Source organism: Archangium lipolyticum (assembly GCF_024623785.1).
GTDB lineage: Bacteria > Myxococcota > Myxococcia > Myxococcales > Myxococcaceae > Archangium > Archangium lipolyticum.
Map to the genome: position 1 here is coordinate 291,879 of NZ_JANKBZ010000002.1, position 19,006 is coordinate 310,884.

Below are 19,006 nucleotides of genomic sequence, written 5' to 3' on the forward strand. Positions count from 1 at the left end.
ACTGGCGCTACCGTTGCCCGGATGAAAGCCTGGAAGAGGGTGGGGGGACTCTTGCTCGCGGCCCTGGTGCTGCTGGGGCCCGGGGTGGTGCTGGCGTGCTCGCGCGCTGTGCCCAACCCCTGGACGCTGCGCACTCCCGATGAGCGCTTCGAGCTGTCCATGAAGCCGCAGGGTGATTCCCCCAGGGCTTCGCTCACCCTGTTCGACCACCGGGCGGGCAAGGTCGTCTGGCAACGTGAGCTCGAGTATGGCCTCTCCCGGGGTGAGGCCCTCGTTTCGGCGGATGGCCGCTATGTGGTCCTGATCCGAAGCTTCTCGGAGACGGTGGTCGCCTACGGACCCGAGGGAAAGGAGAGCGGTCAGTGGTCCCTGGGGTCCCCGCTCCTGCCCTCCGAGCGGCGGCGGCTCGTCGAGACCCCTTGTGGCGTCAGTTGGGTGGAGTCGCCCCAACTCGATGGCGATGTGCTCACCCTGCGCGTCCCCCGCATCGTGTCCATGCCTCAACGTCCCCCTCCCGCTGACTCCCTGTTCCAGGGCACTCCCTTCCGCATCGAGCTGTCCACGAACCGGATCACCCGGGGCGCGCTGCCTCCTCCTCCGAGCACCGCCTCTCTCATTCAGGCCTTCCGGCGGGAGACCCGCACGTCCGTGCGCTTCGGCATCGCCAGGGAGCTGTTGATACGCGCGCACGAGGCCGATCGCCGCGGCGGCGCTCCCGAGTTGAGCCGCTTCTGGCTGGAGGTGCTGCGCGACCCCAGCGAGGCGAAGGACCTGTACCACCTCGCCACCGAGGCCCTCGATTTCATCGGCACGGACGAGGACATCCGCCGCCTGGCCGAGGCCTCCCTGCCCGCCGATGTGGAGGACTCCAGCGCGGCCCTCCTCTCCTTGTTCGAGCGGCGGCTCCCCGAGGATGCCGTGCGCTTCTCCTTATATGTCATCCAGGAGCGGCGCCCTCCCGAGCACCTTCGTGAGCGCGCCCTCGCGCACCTGGGCGGGCGGGCAGGAGAGGACTTCAGCAAGGTCTTGATGTTCGCGCTGCGGGATCCGTCCTCCCGCGTCCGCAAGGCCGCGCTTCACCAGATGGAGAAGCGCGGTGCCTCGCGTCATGACTTCGAGCTGGCGATCCCCTCCCTCAATGACCCCGATGCCTCCGTCCGGCGCGCCGCCGAGGCGTCCCTGTGCCGCGTGCTGTGGACGCTGTCGGGCGATGAGTTCCAGACGGCCTTCGCCCAGGCACGCCGCGCCAGGGCCGATGTGAAGCTGGCCGAATGTCCCCGGTGAGCCTTCCCCGGGCAGGCGGGTGGCCAGGGGGTCGTTCCTCGTTGTCAAGCCAGAGGGCAGCCGGCGCGCTGGCGGAGAGGCCCTTTTCCGGCCGCGCCGGACGGGGGATAACGGAGGCTACCCCCCAGTGACGGAGTGTTGGTCACGAAGACCCTCACCCCAACCCTCTCCCAGAGGGAGAGGGGGCCTACACAGAGGAACTGATGAACGCTCAGGAGCGCAAGGCGGCCTACCGCCAACGCGCGGAGAAGGGCGAGGCGGTCCCCGTCTCGGTCGTGCTCCCCGCCGACCTCGACACCCCGCTGTCCGCCTACCTCAAGCTCGGTGGCGCGCGCGGCTTCATCCTCGAGTCCTGCCACGGTGGCGAGCGCTTCGGCCGCTACAGCCACGTCGGCTCGGCTCCCTCCGGCCGGCTCCGGCTCGACCGCAACGGCGGCACCCTCTGGCGCGGCGACCAGTCTCAGCGTCTGGATGGCAAGCCGCTCGATGTCCTCCGCTCCGTCTGGCGCGAGCATGCCGTCGCCACCCTCCCCGGTGAGCCCCCCTTCGTCGGCGGCCTGGTCGGCTACCTCGGCTACAACTGCATGTCCTGGTTCGAGCGCCATGTGCCCGACCGGCACTCGCCTGACATCTCCTTCCCCGACTCCGAGTGGTTGCTGTGCGATGAGTTCGTCACCCACGACTCGCGCACCCAGACGCTGCACGCCACCGTCATCGCCCGGCCATCCCGTCATGGCAGCGCCGCCCAGGCCCTCAGGGATGCCGAGGCCCGCGCCGAGGCTCTCGCCGAGCGCCTGCTCCGGCCGCTCCCCGTGGATGCCTACGTCCCCAACCCGCCCATGCGCGGCGAAGCGGAGGTCTCCGTCCACTGGGACCGCGCTGGCTACGAGGCCGCCGTGGAGCGGGTGAAGGAGTACATCCGCGCCGGTGACTGCATGCAGGTGGTGCTCGCCCGCCGCTTCGAGGCCCGTGGCGCTCCGCCGCCGCTCTCTCTCTACCGGGCGCTGCGTCGCATCAACCCCTCGCCGTACCTCTTCCACATCGAGCTGGGAGAGGCGCGCGCGCTGGTGGGCGCCTCCCCGGAGCTGCTGGTGCAGGTGCGCGAGGGCGATGTCGTGGTGCGTCCCATCGCCGGCACCCGCCGCCGCGGTACCACCGAGGCCGAGGACCTGGCCCTGGAGAAGGAGCTGCTCGCCGACGAGAAGGAGCGCGCCGAGCACATGATGCTGGTGGACCTGGGCCGCAACGACGTGGGCCGTGTGGCCGCGCCGGGCTCGGTGCGTGTCGAGGACCTCATGGTCATCGAGCGCTACAGCCACGTCATGCACATCGTCTCGCAGGTGCGCGGGAAGCTCGACGCGAAGTACGACGCGCTCGACGCCCTGGCCTACACCTTCCCCGCGGGTACGGTGTCGGGGGCTCCGAAGATTCGCGCGATGCAGATCATCGACGAGCTGGAGCCCACGCGCCGTGGCCCCTACGCGGGCGCGGTGGGCTACCTGTCCTTCTGCGGCGCACTCGACCTGGCCATCGCCCTGCGCACCTTCTTCATCGATGGGGACCGCACGATGTGGGAGGCGGGCGCGGGTCTCGTGGCGGACTCGGTGCCGTCGAAGGAAGCGGATGAGACGGAGGCCAAGGCGCGGGTGCTCGCCACGGCCCTGAAGCAGGCGCGTGAGGGAGGTGTGCGGTGATCCTCGTCATCGACAACTACGACTCGTTCACCTTCAACCTCGTGCAGCTCCTCTACACGCTGGGTGCCGAGGTGAAGGTGGCTCGCAACGATGAGATCGACGCCGCGGGCGTGGCGGCCTCGGGCGCGTCGCACCTGGTGGTGTCGCCGGGGCCGTGCACGCCGACGGAGGCCGGGGTCAGCATGGAGGCCATCCGCGGCGCGAAGGTGCCGGTGCTGGGCGTGTGTCTGGGCCACCAGTCCATCGGAGCCGTCTTCGGCGGCAAGGTGGTGCGGGCGCCAGAGCCGGTGCACGGCAAGACGGCGGCCATCCGCCACGAGAACCGCAGCATCTTCGAGGGCATGCCCCAGGGCTTCCAGGCGGCGCGCTATCACTCGCTGGTGGTGGAGGCGGCGAGCCTGCCCGCGGAGCTGGAGGCCACGGCATGGACGCCGGAAGGGCTCATCATGGGGCTGCGCCACCGCGAGCGGCCCGTGGTGGGCCTGCAGTTCCACCCCGAGAGCGTCCTCACCCCCGAGGGCCCGAAGCTGGTGCGCAACTTCCTCGACGGGCGCCTGTAGTCAGGCGCCTCGGAGCGGGGCCCGTGCACTCCGCCGGGCCCCGTGTTTCGCACGGACCGTAGCCGCCGCGCTCAGTCTTGTGGAACGGTGTCGACCCCGAGCGCCTCGCGCGCGAAGCGGACCATGCGTTCCATCAGCGGCTGCATGAGTTCCAGCGGGTGCCGGCCGGACCGGTCCGCCACCGACTCCAGCTTCTCCTTGCAGCGCAGGTCCATGCACAGGTTGATGCCCACCCGGCGCTTCGAATTCACGTCCGTGGTGAGCAGCCCGATCTCGTCCGCCGCGCCGTAGGAGTGGCACCAGTCGCACATGCACGAGCCCGGCCCACCGCCTTGCGAGTCCCGGCGGAACGCGATGCCCATGGGCCGCCTGCTGTCGCCCGGCGAGGGGAGCATCAGGAACACCCGCGTCCCGGCGGGCTCCGTCCACGCCAGGTAGTCGCGGACGAAGAGCGGGAACTTGATGCCCTCGGGGAGCTCGAGCGTCTTCCGGTCTCTCGGGCGGAATGCTTGCAGCAGGTCTTTCTCTGTTTCGATCCGGAACATGTCGTCTCCCTGGGCGGCCTGTGCGCCCGTGCACCCCCCTTCATAAGGTCTTGGGCGCGGTAGGTGCACGCTCCTGTGCGGCACGAGCCCCTGGTGGGCCGGCCGCTGCTCAACCGAGGAGCCGCGTGGTGTCCGCGATCAGCTTCCGCACCAGCTCCGCCGCGGGAATGCCCAGGGAGAGCGGCGCGGCCTGACCCGACCAGAGTGTCATGAAGCGGGGGTCGTTCCGGCCCGCCGCGGCGCTCCGCAGCGGGCTCGTGGCCGCGTGCTGGAGCGGGAAGGGGAGGATGTCCTCCGAATTCCCCAGCTCCTCCGTGAGGGCGTTGGGGAGGCCGCGCGCCGGCCTGCCGGAGAGCGCCCGGGTGATGAGGGTCGACTCGTCCCGCGCCGCACGGAGCGCGGCCTTGTAGGCAGGAGAGGCGCCCGATTCCGGGCAGCTCAGGAATGCCGTCCCCAACTGCACGCCACTGGCCCCGAGCATGCGCGCGGCGGCGATTCCCCGCCCGTCCATGATGCCCCCGCTCGCCACCACCGGGAGGCGCACCGCGTCGGCGACCTGCGGGACCAGGGCCATGGTGCCCACCATCCCGGCGTCGAAGGGCTCCGCGAAGGTGCCCCGGTGTCCACCGGCCTCGCTGCCCTGCGCGATGATGATGTCGACCCCCGCGGCCTCGAGCAGCTTCGCCTCTCGCACGTTCGTGGCGGTGCCCATGAGCACCATCTTCCGCGCCTTCAGCCTCTCGAGCACCGCGGGCGGTGGAATCCCCATCGTGAAGCTGAAGAGCCGGATACCGGTCTCCACGACGGCGTCCACCTGCTCCTCGAAGGGAGGGAAGGGGGAGGTGGGGGGGCGCGGAGGCGCAAGCCCGAGCTCCTGGTGATGCCGGGCCAGCACCGCCAGCATCCGGCTCGGGTCGACCTCGCCGGGAGGCGGCTGGGGCGCGAAGAGGTTGATGGAGTAGGGCCGATCGGTGAGTTCTCGCACCCGCTGACCGAACCGCACGATGTCCTCGGGCTTCAGGTAGGCGGCGCCCACGGAGCCCAGCCCGCCCGCGTTCGAGACGGCGGCGACCAGCTCCGGCGTCGTGCTGCCGCCCGCCATCGGCGCCTGGATGATGGGGTGTTCGATTCCGAGCTGGTTCGCGAGCTGACGCCACGTGTCCATCGGCCTGCCTCCGCGTGAGTCTTCCGGCATCCAGGCTCATGCTGCGTCATGACGAAACCATGAGGAAGAGAGGAATCCCTCATGATGCTCTGAGATGGACTCATACCGGATGATGGTCACGTCCCGTTGATGGAGGTGGCCCATGATGAAGTGCATCCCTCGTCCTGTCTCCCACTGGTGCCTCTCTCTCCTCCAGGTGCTGTCCGTCCTCGGCTGCGTGGGTTGTGCCACCACCTCCAGCACCACCACCTCCCGCGGGCCTGGAGGGAACGTCTCGTGGCCGGGCAGGAGGGACATCACGGAGGTCACGAACCTGGGCTCCATGGATGGTGGGGCGGCGCTCGCGGCCAGTGTCGTCATCCGTGAGGTCATCCAGTCGCTCGGGCCGCGGAGCGAGCTCTTCGCCCGGTGCCCGAGCCCGGCGGAGGCGCTGGATGTCCGGGTCTCCAAGTGGCGCGGCCTGTACTACGTCACCGTGGACGAGCGGTTCGACAGGTGCGGCGGCTCGAGGAACCGGATCCCCGGCTGGTTCGAGTCCTATGCCGTGTCGCCCTCGGGCGTGGTGCTCTCTCGTCGCACCGTCCCTTGACAGCGTGCTCGGCGGTGGATTGAGAACCCGTGTGTGAGCCTTTCTCTTCTCCGCCTCCGATGTGTCCTGTCCTGGGGGGGGCTGGCGCTGCTGGTGGGGGTCTCCCCAGCCTGCCGTTTCTTCCAGCCCGCCCCCGCGACGACCCCCATCAACCGCGTCTACACCGCGGGGCCGTCGAACTCCCTGAGCATGATGGGGAACTTCTCCACGGGCGCCGCCCTGGTGGACATCAACCAAGATGGTTGGACGGATCTGGTGATGGCCAACGGGAACGACGTGGCTCCCCAGGGGCTCGTGGCCTTCTACAACCGCAAGTCGGCGCAGCAGCCGTTCCCCGGCGGCGCCACCCCGGATTGGTTCTCCGAGGGCTATGACTACCATGGTGGGCTCGCCGTGGGAGACATCAACGGCGATGGTCTGCCCGACGTGGCGGCGGCGGTTCCCTTCGACAAGCTTCGCAACGGGGGCTCGGGCCGGGTGGATGTCTATTTCAACCGGGGCGGGACGCTGGAGGCCGTGCCCTCCTACCACACCGACTCCGGCTTCATGCCGACGGGCTGCACCTTCGCGGACGTGGACGGAGATGGAGACCTCGACCTGGTCGTGGCGGTGTTGCAGGAGAACGAGCCCCCGGATGGGACGTCCCCGGGTGGCCACCAGCGCATCTACCTCAACGATGGCCAGGGGTTGAGCGGCACGCCGGCCTGGAAGAGCGAGGTGCGGCTGAAGTCCACCTCGGTGCTGGGCGCGGACATCGACCAGGACGGCCGGATGGATCTCGCCTTCGCCGCCACGGATGTCGCGGTCTTCTACGGACAGGCTCGGGCGGGCCGGCCGGTGCCCTTCCAGGGCTCGCCGGATTGGCGCTCCTCGCCGCGCACGTCCCCGGGGTCCTGCTTCTATGGCCTGGATGTCGGGCGGGTGGGGAGCGGGAACCGGTTGGCCCTCGCGGCCGGCCTCAACTGTGAGAACGCCTCGCCCTGCACCACCGGCTTCTTCCTCTACCAGCCGTCCCAGGGGACCCAGCCCGTCTGGAGCAACACCACCGCCCAGAACAGCTCGAAGGTGCTGCTCGCGGACGTCAACGGCGATGGCTGGTTGGATCTGCTGACGAGCCAGATGGGCATCCAGTTCTCCGGCGCGCCCGTCGTCTTCTTCCAGGGCACGAGCACCTCCTTCGAGCACAAGAGCGGCTACCAGGGCTCCGTGAGCGCCATCGGTCAGCAACTGGCCGTCGGAGATCTGCGGAACAAGGCGGTACGCTCCTGCTCCCAGTCCTTCCAATCGGAGACTCCGCTCTCGGTGGTGACGTTGAAGGAGCGCCAGGTGTTCTCGGTGAAGTCGGTGCGGCGCAACGGGTCCCCGGTGGAGCGCTTCGCCTGGGCACCCGGTGGGAACTGGATCTCCCTGAAGCGGCCGCTCGGGCCGGGAGAGACGCTGGAGGTGGAGTACACCACCTCGCCCGTGCTCGACGTCTTCACCGCCGTCTCCACGCCCAACCTGGCCAGCTACTTCCTCTATAGCTGGTACGAGCCCACCTCCGGAGGTTGCGCCAATCCCTGACGAGGAACTGCTCCCGTCTGGATCGCGCGATTCCTCCCTGGCAAGCTGCGGCCACTCTTCCAGGAGCCCCGCGTGCTCATCCATCTGTTGTCGGACTACATCCGCAATCCCGACGTGCGTAGGCAGTTCTCGGACAACCCTGACGAGCTTTGCGCCAAGTACGGCATCCCGCCCGAGTCCCTGAAGCAGCTTCAGTCGGGCAACGTCGCAGGGATGCTCAAGCACCTCGCGGAGGAGCTGAGCAACCACGCCCTGCTCGGCCAGGGCCGGCGGGTGTTCTTCTGGGGTGGCGCCGACATCACCGTCACGGGCGTCTCGCCCGACACCGGGAAGGTGAACACGCGGGTGCATGTGACGATCTCCGGGACCAACTTCCCGACGGATGCCGAGGTGACGCTCCAGAAGCCCGGTGTGACCCTCCAGGCGAAGTCGGTGAAGTCCGTGAGCACGACGGAGCTCGAGGCCATCGTGATGGCCTCCGAGGCGGGGTCCTACGACGTGGTGGTGAAGAATCCAACCACCGGCACCTCCGGGACCAAATCCCAGGGCTTCACCGCCACGGCCTGAGTCCCCCTCTCCGCCGGGTCACCTCTTGGCCTTTCCCTTCCTGGAGCAGTTCCTCGCGCTGCGGCCCCACCTCCCGGCGGAGCTCGTCTCCGAGGGCGCGCGCCAACGGCTGCTCCAGCAGGCGGAGCAGCTCCCGTCCCACTGGTGCGCTGGCTCGTTCGAGTGCCGGCTGGAGCCCGGGTTGGAGCGGGTGGACGTACTGGTCTGTGCCACCCGTGGTTCCGGAGGCCAGGACGCGCTGAGGCAGTTGCTCGCCACGGGGAAGTGCCCGCCCGCGCTCCGCTCGTGCCGGAGGTACCTCGAGGAGTGGTGCCGTCCGGGCAGTGCGCTGGAGCGGGATGTTCCCCTCATCTGGCTGGAGTACGACCTGCACCCGGGCCGTCCTGAGCCGGTGCCACTCGTCTTCGTGGGCCTGGATCCGGCGCAGATCGAGCGCCTGTTCGGGGATTCGGCCCAGGGGAGGCGGTTGTCGGCCCCCGAGGTGTCCCGCCTGGCGCGAGAGGGCTTCTGCCTCCTCAACGGACGCGCGCCGGAGGAGGCCCAGCTGGCGGTGCTCGAGCGATGTGCCGCGCTCCTTCCTCCGGGGGGCCGGATGCACCACTCGGTGACCATGCCTCAGCGCGGGAGTGGCAACGTGCGGTTCGGTGCGCTGCTCCCGAGTGAGGGGGTGGACGCGTGGCTGCGCGAGGTGGGGTGGACGGGCTCGGACGCGCAGCTCGAGTCGCTCTGGACGGTGGTGGGCCGGACTCCGGGCATACGGCACGTCCAACTGGAGGTGGAGCCCGGGGGACGTCCGCGGCCCACCCTGGCTTTCGACTACTACTTCGACGATGCCGCTCCGCGGCTCACTGGGGAGGAATCGCGCGTCCTCTCGGAGCTCGTCCGCCGGGGAGCGTGTACGCCGGAGCGGGCCGAGGCGGCCCTGCGCTGGCGCGGCGGGGAGACGGTGTCGCTGCCGTCCTCGGCGTGGCGGGTCCGCCTGGATCGCACCGTCTTCTTCAAGCTCACCGCCCACGAGGATGGGCGGTTGGAGTCCAAGGCCTACCTCTGCTTCGACGCGCGCCGCGTCCTCTTCTAGGACGCGCGCGGCAGGGGCGGCACGTGGCAGTCCGTCCAGCGCCCCGGCTCCCGGATGCCCTGGCGCGCCAGCCACGCATCCGCCTCGGCCACCAGGGCCGTGTCGCCCGTCAGCTCGCCCTTCCGGCGCCGCAGGTAGCTGACGTACTGGCCCATGCCGACCGTGGTGAAGCTCGCGATGGCCTCGTCCAGCAGCGCCACCGCCCGTGCCTGCCCGCCCGCCACCATCGCGATCCCCGCGCGCAGCATCAACGCGTGCGGCTTGCCGTCCGCGCGCACCTCCTGCTCCAGCTTCCGGGCGAGCTGCTCGCTCTCCTTCAGGTGATTGGCCCGCTCCGAGCCGTTCCTCGCCGCCAGCATCAACCGGAGCGCGCCTTCCAGGGTGAGCACTTCGATGCGCGAGATGGCCAGCCGCATCAGGTTGGCCCGTTCGATGTCGCGCTTCTGCCCCTGGTAGCGCCGCCACGCCTCGTCCAGCCGCCCCTCATAGAGATCGCACAGCACCTCCAGCTGCATCACGTAGAGGTGCTGGATGGCGTAGCTGGAGGTCCAGTTCCGCATGTGGAAGGCCATCAGCTCGCGCGCGCCGGTGGGGTCTCCCGCCGCGAGCTTCTCCAGCCCCAGGGGGTAGGCGAGCATCGCCTGCTCGTAGAGGTCTCCTCTCTCGATGGCGTCGCGCATCCAGGCGTTCACCCGGACGCCCATCTCGGCCAGCTCGCCCTTGCGCTCCAGCACCTTCGCCACGGTGGTCACCCCCAGGGCGCATTCCCAGCTCACCCCGGCGTAGCGCTCCTTGAGGCGGCGCACTCCCTCCTCGGCGTGGGCCCGGGAGACCTCCCATCGGCCACCCTGTCCCGTCTCGGCCATGCCTCGGAAGACCTTCACCGCGCCTTGCAGGTACGGATCCTTCGTCTCCTCGGCCAGCCGCTCCGCGCGTGTGAGGAAGCGCTCGCCACGGGCGCCCATGCTTCCTCCCATGTTGATGAGGCTGGCGCCCAGCATTCCCAGCACCCGCCCGGTGCGCGTGGCGTCCCCCAGCTTCAGGGCACTGGCCAGGCTGCGGACGAAGAAGACGATGCCCTCCATCGGGTGGACCGTCGCCAGCCCCTTGCCGCTGGACCAGCACAGGTCGACGGCGAAGAGCTCCTCCGGCGCCAGCTCCCGGGGGGAGCGCGGCTGGAGGTCCGTTCCCTTCAACGACATCCAGGCGACCCGCCCCAGCAGCTCCAGCATCGCCTGGGCCGGCGAGCCCGGGTAGCGCTGCCCCATCTCCGCCAGCAGCGGCTCGAGGATGGCGATGCCCTCTTTCGTGTGCCCGCCGATCAGATAGCCCTCGACGGCCAGCCGGCGCAGCTCGCGCTGGTGTTGCACGGGGGCGCCCTCGGTCGCGCGCAGGTACCACGAGGCCGCCTCGGGCCCGCGGCCGGCGTTGAAGAGCGCGCGGGCCAGCTTCTCGCGCAGCTCGCGGGCCTGTGCCGAGGTCTCTCCACCCCAGGCCAGGGCGTTGCGGTAGTGCGAGGCGGCGCTGTCGAAGGCGAGCGACTCGAAGGACTGCTCCGCGGCGCGCACGGCGTACGTCCGCGCCTTGTCCAGCTCTCCCGCGCCGTGGAAGTGGTGGCTGAGCACGCCGGGGTTGATGTCCTCGCGCGGCTCCAGGGTGTGCGCCAGGGCCGCGTGCACCGAGCGCAGCACCTCCGGCTCGAGCCGGGCCACGACGCTCTCGCGGATCCGATCGTGGTAGGCCTCGACGAGGTCGTTCCCCCGGGGCCCGCTGGTGCGGATGAGGCAGTGGGAGCGCAGGTGGGCGAGCGCGCCGGGGCCGTTGTGGGACACCCGCGCGGCTTGGACGGCGAGGTCCTGCTCCGGGAGCCGGCCGGCCACGGCCACCACGCGGAGGATGTTCCGGGCCTCCTCGGACAGCAGCGCCACGCGCGCCTGGAGCGCCTGCTCCAGGGTCAGGGGCTGGTCCTCACGCGAGCCTCCGTCCCGTGCATACCGGACGAGCTGCTCCACGAAGAAGGGGTGGCCGTTGGCCTCGCGGGCGATCGTCTCGGCGCGGGAGGACGTCATGCCCTCGCCCCCGAGCGTCCGGGCGAACGCGGCCGCGTCCTCGAGGGAGAGCGGCCCCACTTCCAGCTCCCGCCGCTCGAAGGCGAGCTGCTGCGAGCGGGACAGCGCCTCCAGCTCCTGGAGGAAGGGGCTGCGCGCCTCCTCGTCCGAGCGGCAGCTCGTCATGAACAGGATGGGTGGGGGCTCGGGAGGCGCGAGCAGCTCCATCATCAGCCGGGCGCCGTCGACGTCTCCCCACTGCACGTCGTCCAGGAAGAGGACCACCGGGCCGGTGCGGCTCAGCCGGGTGAGGAGGTTCTTCAACCCCTGGAAGGCGCGCCGCCGCTGCTCGGAGGGCTCGAGCGTCTCCGTGGTGGCACGCGCCTCCTGGAGCGATGGGAGGCTGCGCAGCACCGGGAAGAGGCGGGCCGTCTCCACGGTGGAGGCGTCCAGCAGCTCCTGCTGCACGTCCAGCGGGAGCAGGTGGATGTTGCGGCACAGCTCGTCCACCGCCGCGTCGAAGCCCTTGAAGGGGACCGACTCCCACTCGAAGCAGCGGCCGGTGATGACGCGCGCCTCGTCCCGCTTGCGGAGGCCGTGGAGGAAGGACTGCACCAGCGCGCTCTTCCCCACGCCGGAGGGGCCGCGCACGTGCAGGTACACCGGGCCCTTCCGCGAAAGCTGGTAGGCGTCCTCGAGCGCCCGCAGGTGCGAGTCCCGGCCCACGAGCGACAGGCGCACGGCCTCGGCCGGTGCCGCCGGGCGGGCATGCGCGGGGGCCAGCAGGCGCAGCACCTCCTCGGCGTCGGGACGGTCGGCGGGGTTGCGGCTGAGGAGCCGGGCGCAGAGGTCATCGAGCTCCGGCGGCACCGTGGGGTTGACGCTGGAGGCGCGCGGGGCGAGCTCCTGGCCGCGGTTGCGCAGGATTTCCTTGAGGGTGCCACCGTCGTAGGGAACCGTGCCGGTGAGCGCCTCGAAGAGCATCACGCCCACCGCGTACCAGTCCGAGGCCGCGGAGAGCGGCCGGCCCTGGGCCTGCTCCGGGGACAGGTAGCGTGGGGTTCCACGCAGGCCCACCGGGAGCCGCTCCTCGGGCACGTAGCGCAGCACCACGCCGAAATCGAGCAGCACCAGCCGGCCGCCCGGCTCCACGATGATGTTGTTCGGCTTGATGTCGAGGTGGAGCAGGCCGTGGGTGTGCACGGCGGAGAGCCCCTCGGCCAGCTGAACCAGCGCGGCTCGCAGCCGTTCCAGCACCCCCGGGTCGAGCGGCTCGCCCGGGCGCGGAGGTGCCCCGCCCCAGACGTGGTGCAGGAAGTCCTGGCCCTGGAGCCGCTCCATGGTGAAGAACCACGTGCCGCCGTCCACCCTCAGCTCGTAGAGCGTGATGACGTTGCGGTGGGCGACGTTGGCGATGCTGCGGAACTCCTTCTTGAACTCGTAGAGGGCCGCGGGCGTCAGCCGGGGCATCGTCTTGAGCGCGACCCGCTGGCGGCGCGCCTCGTCCTCGGCCTCGTAGACGACGCCCATGCCTCCCATCCCGAGCCGCCGCAGCACCTTGTAGGGACCGAGCCGCTCCGGGAGGGGCTCGGCCTCCGCCGTGTTGCCGCCCGGGGTGGAGCCTCCAGGCGAGGTGTGTGTCTCCGAGTCGTTGGAGAGCAGGACGGCGCCGCCGGCGGAGCGCGCGAGGGCTTCGCCCGGCGTGGGGCGTGCGTCGCCCTCCGTCACCTCGATGATGCGCCCCTCTTCCGCCAGGCGCTTGAGGGCATCGCGGATCTGCTCGGCCGTGGCCTGCGGCTCGATGGCGCGGATGACCTCGCGCACGGTGCGCCGTCCGTCCAGCCGCTCGGCGATGAGCGGGATGAGCTGGGCCAGCGTGGAGACGGTGACGGTGGCCTGGTTCTCGTGCCCGGCCTCCAGGGCGGGCCCGAGAGAGCCCGAGAGCTTGAAGACGCGATCGAGGAAGTCCATGGGGTACCCACCGCGGGTTCGGGTTCACGCCGGTGACGGCTTCCGGTGAAGGCGGCGAGTCTACCATGTACGACCGTTTTTCACTCAGGGAGGATCCACCGCCCGGAAGGGCAGCACCCAGCCGTGCAGGTCGTCCCAGGGTCCCACCGCCGCCAGGTTCACGTTCGGGTCCACCAGCCTCTGCCGAGGCCGGCCATTGAGGCTCGCGAAGGCATCCACGCGCACCTCCACGTCCGGGTGTCCCCGCTCGGCGAAGTGGCGCGCCAGGTGGTGCGCGAACGTCAGCAGCATGTCCGGCTGCGTGGCCATCATCCTCACCTGGAAGGGCGTGAGGTGCTCCCTCGGCGACACCACCCAGCGCTTCCCCGTGCCCGGCTCCGTCACGCGGAACTCCGCCAGTCCGTCCTTCTCCATCAGCATCACGTTCCACGAGAAGCGGAAGCCCTCCTCCGTCCACATCACGTCACCCGGGTAGAGCAGGTGCCGGAAGGGCATGGCGAGCTGCACACCGATGAAGGCCGCGGCCAGCGTCGGCCCCACCCAGGCTCGTTTCGAGAGAGGTGCTGGCGGGCTTCGCGGCTCGGGGGCTCGCACCGGCCGGCGGAGGATGCGGCTCGCCAGCCGCCTCGGCCAGTCGGGCGGGAAGAAGAGCAGGGCGCCCGCCATCATCAGCCACGGGAACATGCCGATGGGGAAGAGCAGCCGTGTGAGCACGTGGAAGCCCACCACCGCCACGTACGCCAGCCACCTCGTGCGCCTCCACAGCAGCGCGGGCACCACGCACAGGTCGAACACCGCTCCGGCGATGCTGAAGGCATGCGGCGCCCAGGGCTGCTCGAAGAGCCGGCCCAGCACCGGCAGATCCGTGCTCGCCGCGAGCCAGATCTTCATCGGCTGCGCGTGGACGAGCCAGTCGCTCTTCAGCTTGGCCACACCCCCGAAGACGTACACGAGCCCCACTTGCGCCCGGAGCAGCCACAGCCACCACGCTCGCGCCGCACCTGGTCTGTGCAACGGCAGCAGCACGAGCAGCAGCCCCACCAGCGAGATGAAGTAGTAGTGGTTCAGGTAGTACGTCTTGTCGATCAGGTGCGCGTACGTGAAGGTGAGCAGGAACGTGAGCGCGCTCACCCGGTACGCCACCCCGAACGCGATCCCCAGCGCTCCCAGCCCCATCAGCCCGAAGTGGAGGTACATGCCCACCCCTGGCCACGGGCGGATCCACTCGAACCCCGCGAATGGGAAGCGCACCCCCGGCGCCAGGTAGTGGTCGTGGATCCACCCGTACGCGAAGAAGCGCCCCACCGCGATGACCATCAGCAGCCCGAAGGTCACCCGGTACGCCACCAGTGAGGCTGGATCCACTGGCGCGAGGAGGGCTCGGGTGAAGCGGCGTAGACCCTCACCCCCGCCCCTCTCCCAGAGGGAGAGGGGAGTACGCTCAGTCACCATCGTTGTCGTTGAACTTGAGCGTCACGCCCAGGTTGGCAACCACTTCCGTGGTGAGGGTCGCTCGCAGGTTGGCGATGGCCGCTCGAGCGCTCTCCACTGACTCCCGGTGGTTGTAGAGGGCCGTGCGCAGCGGAGGAGGAATGGCCTCCAGCGCTGTGCGCACCGCCGCCAGGTCTCCGCGCACCGTCTCGTCCAGCGCCTTGTTGTTGGCCGCCACCACCCGCGACAGGCCTCCGTCCCCGTTCGGCCCCAGCCACACGCGCTCCATTCCCTGCAGTGTGTCCAGCAGGTCCTTCAGCGTGTTGTCGCTGCGCCGCGTCTCCTCCTGGTCGGGGCGGATCGTGCCTCCCGTGTCGAACCCGAGCGGCTTCGACAGCTTGAGCTCCGCCGTCTCCACGCTCGCGATGAGCCGGTTGACCACCTCGTCCACCGCGTCCTTCTGCGTGGCGTACTTGCTGCCACTGTTCCCCGCGCTGGAGAGCTGCGCGATGAAGTTTCCCTGGTCGGGCTCCCACGCGCCGCGCACCGCCTTGGCGTCCTTGTTCATCACCGCCCCGAGCGCCTTCAGGTACGCCCGGCGTCTCGTGCCCGCGTTCCCCTGTGCCGTGAGCCGCGAGAGCACCGCCGCGTTGCCTCCCTCCGCGTCGAACAGCACGTACTCCATCGCCAGCATGCCCTTGCGGTTCGCTCCCAGCTCCGCCACGGTGTTCTCGTCCAGCGGCGTGCTCCCCGCCAGCAGGCTGTCGATGCCCGTCGTGCTGGGCACCTGGTCCACCGCCGCTCCCGTGTGCAGCTCCTCCGAGGGGCCCACGTGGAAGGACTCCTGCGTCGACCACGGGATGCGAACGGCCCGCCATGCCGACTGGGCCGCGGTGAGCGTCGCCTCGGTGGGCGTGGCCTCCAGCGTCGCGAGCGCCCCGGCCAGCGCCTCGGCGCGCGTGTCGAAGTCCCGGTACGTGGGGAGGATGACGTCGTTGCCCAGCTCCTTCAGGAACGCGGAGCGCAGGGCGGTGTTCTGTGAATCACCGCAGCTCGCCACGGCGAGCGACAGCAGGACGGCGGCGGGGATGAGACGGCGGATGAGGGGGCTCACAGCGACTCCAGGAAGCGCAGCAGCGCCGCGCGATCAGTGGCGGACAGGTTGCGGAAGCGCTCCCGCGAGCGCTCGGCCTCTCCACCGTGCCAGAGAATGGCCTCTTCCAGCGAGCGGGCGCGGCCATCGTGCAGGAAGCGCGTGTGACGGTTCACCGTCTCCACCAGCCCGATACCCCACAACGGCGGTGTGCGCCACTCACGGCCCGTGGCCTCGTAGTCCGGGCGGTCGTCGGCCAGCTCCGGTCCCATGTCGTGCAGCAGCAGGTCCGTGTACGGGAAGATGACCTGCTTCGACAGCTCCGGTGCGTCCGGCACCGTGCCCGTCTCGAAGCGCGGCACGTGGCACGCCGCGCAGTCCAGCTCGCGGAAGAGCCTCCGGCCGCGCAGCACCTCGGGCGCGTCCACGTCCCGCCGCGCGGGCACCGCCAGCATCCGCGTGTAGAACGTCAGCTGCTCCAGCTTGTGCGCGTCCAGCTCCGGCGCCCCACCCGAGGGAGCTTCCCGGCACACCTGCTGCGCCGGAGTGCACTCCTCCTCGGGGAACAGCTCCGAGGTGATGCCGATGTCCCCGCGGAAGGCTCCCGCGTTCTGCTGACGCAGCGAGGGCTGGTTGGCCTTCCAGCCGAAGCGGCCCACGCGGGCCTCACCGTGCTCCACGTCCCAGACATGGTTGATGCGGCCGGAGATGCCATCCCCGTTCTTATCGTCCGGATCCGCGAGCGCCTCCAGCGCCGAATCCGGGATGGCCTCCAGCAGGCCGAGTCCCACCATGGCCGGTGCCACGCGCGGGCTCATCATCAGCTCCGGGTGCGCCGGGCCGAAGGCCAGGTCCACCAGCGTGTAGTGCGGCTCCTCCAACGTGTACGCCGTTCCGTCCGCGTACCTGCCCTCGCGAGGGGTGTGCGTGAGGGCCACCTGCCCCTCGGCGGGCACGCCGAGGATGGCCTGGGGTTGGAGCTGACCGCCGTAGGTCGCGTCCCCGACCGGGCCGCCGTGAGCGTCCTGCCCGGGGATGCTGAGCCGGAAGAGGAGCGACAGCGGCTTCTCGTCCGGCTCGGTCGGGGGCTTGCCGCGCCCGTCCTTGAAGTGACATCCGGCGCACGAGGGGGCATTGAAGATGGGCCCCAGTCCGTCCAGGCCCTCGGTGGAGGAGGGCGCCGTCACCCAGTTGCGATTGAAGAGCGCGTTGCCGACGAAGAAGGCATCGCGCCGCTCGCCCTGGAGGTTGCGCGCCGCCAGGGTGAAGGCGTTGCGCGTGGTGTCGTGGACGGTGGTGGATCCGCCGGACAGCTCCTCACCCGGCTCCGGCTCTTCCTCACCGCAGGCGCAGGCGAGGAGGAGCAGCAGACTGATCGTGCGCCGCATGGTTCATCACTCCAGGTTGAGCTCGATGCCGAGCGCGGTGGCCACGTCGACGAGCGTCTCCGTCTGCGCCTTCAGCGCCTCGACGGCTGCCTTCACCTTCTGACGGCCCGGGCTATTGTCCGCGCCGAGGATGGCCTGGTCGAACGGGCCGGGAATCGCCTGGATGGCGTCCAGGCTGGCCTGCAGCTGCTCCTTCATCTTCCTGTCCAGCGCCGGATCCACCTGGGCCACCAGCTCGTCCAGGCCCGCGCCATCCTGGCCGCCGTAGCGCCCCAGGTACACGTTCTGGATGCCGACCGCGTTGGCGTACAGGTCCGCCAGCGTGCTGTCGCTGAAGCAGGAGTGCTCGTCCTCCTGGTCCTTGTTGTCGTAGGCCACCGTCATCCGCTCGCCGGACAGCTCGGCGCCGCTCAGGCTGCCCATGCCGGTGAGGATGCGCTGCACGGCCTCCTCCACGTCCAGCGCCACGAACCGCTTCGCGTAGTTGTCCCCGCCCGGAGCCCACTGGGCCTGCACGGACTCGAGGTCCTTCACCAGCAGGTCCGTCGCGAGCTTCAGATACGTGCGGCGGCGCGCGGCGTTGGGCGCCGTGCCCCCGTCCACGAAGTCCGAGGCCGGACGGTTGCCCGGGCCCGTCTCGCTCTGGTCCTGGCCCCAGAGGAGGAACTCGATGGCGTGGTAGCCGGTGGCGATGTTCGTCTCACCGTCCCGCTCGTTGAGCGACTTGAGCAGCTCCTCGTCGAGCTGCGCGTAGCTGTCCGTGGCGTTGATGATGCCCGCCGCCGGCGCGCCCTCCACCGCGTCGATATAGGCCTCGTCCAGCGGCCAAGCGTTGATGCGCCCCTCGGGGCCGGTGTCCTCGTCGTCGATGGGGCCGCCGTAGAAGCGGAAGGGCTCGCTCTGGCCGTAGGCGGGCCGTGACGCCAGCCACGCGCTGCGCGCCGCCGTCAGCTTCGCCTCCGTGGGGTCCGCCACGAACACGTTCACCGCCGTCTGCAGCGCCCGCGCCTTCGCCACCGCATCCGTGTAGTTCTCGTTCACCAGCGCCGCGTAGCGCTCCACCACCGGCCGCGCCCGCGCCTCCTCCAGCGGCTCCTCACCACAGCCCATGGAGACCAGCGCTCCCGCCACCAGTGCCATCCAACCCTGCTTCTTCATGTGTTCCCCTCTTGCACTCGGGCCGCGCGCTCTGGGCGGCCGTGTGTCCGTCCGACGGATGGGGAGGTCTGATAGCGAGATTGAAAATCAATGTCAAAATGGGGGGGGAGACACGGAGCTCGTGGAGAGCCCTCGGCCTCAGCCGCGCAGGTGCGTGGTGTCGTTCCAGAGCTGGAGGACCTGCTGGTCCCCCTCGCTGTCGAAGCCGAGCACGCTGATGGAGGCGGTGCTCAGGGTGAAGAGACGTCCCTCGGAGGGAGGCAGGCCGAGCCATCGCGCGGTGAGCACCCGCAGCAGGTGGCCGTGGGCGAAGAGGAGCACGTTGCCCTCCACCGCGCGGGCCTCGGAGATGACGCGGTCCGCGCGGGCGCCCACGTCGCGCGCCGACTCACCGCAGGGCACGCCATCCGTCCAGATGGTCCAGTTGGGGCTGGCGGCGCGGATCTCGCTCTTCGTCTTGCCCTCGAAGGAGCCGTAGTCCCACTCCATCAGGTCCGCGCGCATCTCGGCCACGTCGCCGTAGCCGGCCAGGGCGCATGTCTCGCTGGCGCGGCTCAGGGGGCTGGTCCACACCGCGGAGAAGCTCCAGGCGCGCAGCGGGGCGCGGAGTTCGGTGGCCATGTGGCGGCCTTCTTCCAATAGGGGGATGTCCGTGCGGCCGGTGTGCTGGCCGGTGCGGCTCCACGCGGTTTCTCCATGGCGGACGAGGACGAGCACGGGTGATCGGGGCTTCATGAGGTTCCTCTGGGGGACGGAGCACTCTGCCATCCCCCGAGGGCCCGGCGGAACACCCTCCGGGTACGAGCTTTCAGTGCGTCACGAAAGGGTCTTCCCGTCGTCCTACGGAGGTGAAGGGTGCCCCCAGGAGGCGT

15 protein-coding genes are annotated in these 19,006 nt (G+C 70.2%); 7 read left to right on the forward strand and 8 right to left on the reverse strand.

All coding sequences use genetic code 11. The features are described 5' to 3' along the window. Positions 1–51: 51 nt before the first annotated feature. The 3 genes from NR810_RS04875 to NR810_RS04885 all read left to right on the forward strand — a co-directional run bounded on the left by NR810_RS04875 (position 52) and on the right by NR810_RS04885 (position 3,538). Positions 52–1,284, forward strand: coding sequence for a HEAT repeat domain-containing protein (locus NR810_RS04875; protein WP_257448406.1), 1,233 nt, complete (start codon positions 52–54; stop codon positions 1,282–1,284). Positions 1,285–1,487: 203 nt separating this feature from the next. Next, complete coding sequence (locus tag NR810_RS04880; protein ID WP_257448408.1) at positions 1,488–2,978, forward strand: anthranilate synthase component I family protein; 1,491 nt, start codon at positions 1,488–1,490, stop codon at positions 2,976–2,978. After that, positions 2,975–3,538 (forward strand): anthranilate synthase component II, encoded by a 564-nt coding sequence (locus tag NR810_RS04885; protein WP_257448410.1) that lies wholly within the window; start codon positions 2,975–2,977, stop codon positions 3,536–3,538. The genes NR810_RS04880 and NR810_RS04885 overlap by 4 nt, the downstream gene beginning before the upstream one ends. Before the next feature lie 71 nt (positions 3,539–3,609). Here the strand turns inward: NR810_RS04885 and NR810_RS04890 are convergent, their stop codons facing one another. Together NR810_RS04890 and NR810_RS04895 are read right to left on the reverse strand one after the other, a co-directional pair. After that, positions 3,610–4,083 (reverse strand): FBP domain-containing protein, encoded by a 474-nt coding sequence (locus NR810_RS04890; protein WP_257448412.1) that lies wholly within the window; start codon positions 4,081–4,083, stop codon positions 3,610–3,612. A 109-nt stretch (positions 4,084–4,192) separates the two neighbouring features. Continuing rightward, positions 4,193–5,248 (reverse strand): NAD(P)H-dependent flavin oxidoreductase, encoded by a 1,056-nt coding sequence (locus tag NR810_RS04895; protein WP_257448414.1) that lies wholly within the window; start codon positions 5,246–5,248, stop codon positions 4,193–4,195. Positions 5,249–5,390: 142 nt separating this feature from the next. On the opposite strand from NR810_RS04895, the gene NR810_RS04900 reads away from it, so the two are divergent. From NR810_RS04900 to NR810_RS04915, 4 genes are all read left to right on the forward strand, one after another. Continuing rightward, positions 5,391–5,837, forward strand: coding sequence for a hypothetical protein (locus NR810_RS04900; RefSeq protein ID WP_257448415.1), 447 nt, complete (start codon positions 5,391–5,393; stop codon positions 5,835–5,837). 33 nt (positions 5,838–5,870) lie between these two features. Continuing rightward, entirely contained in the window at positions 5,871–7,400 is a 1,530-nt protein-coding gene (locus NR810_RS04905) for an FG-GAP and VCBS repeat-containing protein (RefSeq protein WP_257448417.1), read from the forward strand. 72 nt (positions 7,401–7,472) lie between these two features. Then, positions 7,473–7,967 (forward strand): IPT/TIG domain-containing protein, encoded by a 495-nt coding sequence (locus NR810_RS04910; protein WP_257448419.1) that lies wholly within the window; start codon positions 7,473–7,475, stop codon positions 7,965–7,967. A gap of 25 nt (positions 7,968–7,992) precedes the next feature. Next, entirely contained in the window at positions 7,993–9,045 is a 1,053-nt protein-coding gene (locus tag NR810_RS04915; protein WP_257448421.1) for a hypothetical protein, read from the forward strand. Here NR810_RS04915 and NR810_RS04920 read toward each other — a convergent pair. The 6 genes from NR810_RS04920 to NR810_RS04945 all read right to left on the reverse strand — a co-directional run bounded on the left by NR810_RS04920 (position 9,042) and on the right by NR810_RS04945 (position 18,869). Next, positions 9,042–13,064 carry a protein kinase domain-containing protein gene (locus tag NR810_RS04920; RefSeq protein ID WP_257448423.1) on the reverse strand — a complete coding sequence of 1,341 codons (4,023 nt, stop codon included), beginning with the start codon at positions 13,062–13,064 and terminating at the stop codon, positions 9,042–9,044. The genes NR810_RS04915 and NR810_RS04920 overlap by 4 nt on opposite strands. A gap of 84 nt (positions 13,065–13,148) precedes the next feature. After that, positions 13,149–14,429, reverse strand: coding sequence for an HTTM domain-containing protein (locus NR810_RS04925; RefSeq protein ID WP_257448424.1), 1,281 nt, complete (start codon positions 14,427–14,429; stop codon positions 13,149–13,151). 76 nt (positions 14,430–14,505) lie between these two features. Next, positions 14,506–15,609, reverse strand: a complete 1,104-nt coding sequence (locus NR810_RS04930) for an imelysin family protein (RefSeq protein ID WP_257448426.1) — start codon at positions 15,607–15,609, stop codon at positions 14,506–14,508. After that, on the reverse strand, positions 15,606–16,976 hold the full coding sequence (locus NR810_RS04935) for a di-heme oxidoreductase family protein (RefSeq protein WP_257448428.1): 1,371 nt from the start codon (positions 16,974–16,976) through the stop codon (positions 15,606–15,608). The genes NR810_RS04930 and NR810_RS04935 overlap by 4 nt, the downstream gene beginning before the upstream one ends. 6 nt (positions 16,977–16,982) lie before the next feature. After that, positions 16,983–18,134: an imelysin family protein gene (locus NR810_RS04940; RefSeq protein ID WP_257448430.1), complete on the reverse strand. Its 1,152-nt coding sequence runs from the start codon at positions 18,132–18,134 to the stop codon at positions 16,983–16,985. Between the two features lie 138 nt (positions 18,135–18,272). Next, positions 18,273–18,869 (reverse strand): histidine phosphatase family protein, encoded by a 597-nt coding sequence (locus NR810_RS04945; RefSeq protein ID WP_257448432.1) that lies wholly within the window; start codon positions 18,867–18,869, stop codon positions 18,273–18,275. Positions 18,870–19,006: the final 137 nt, after the last annotated feature.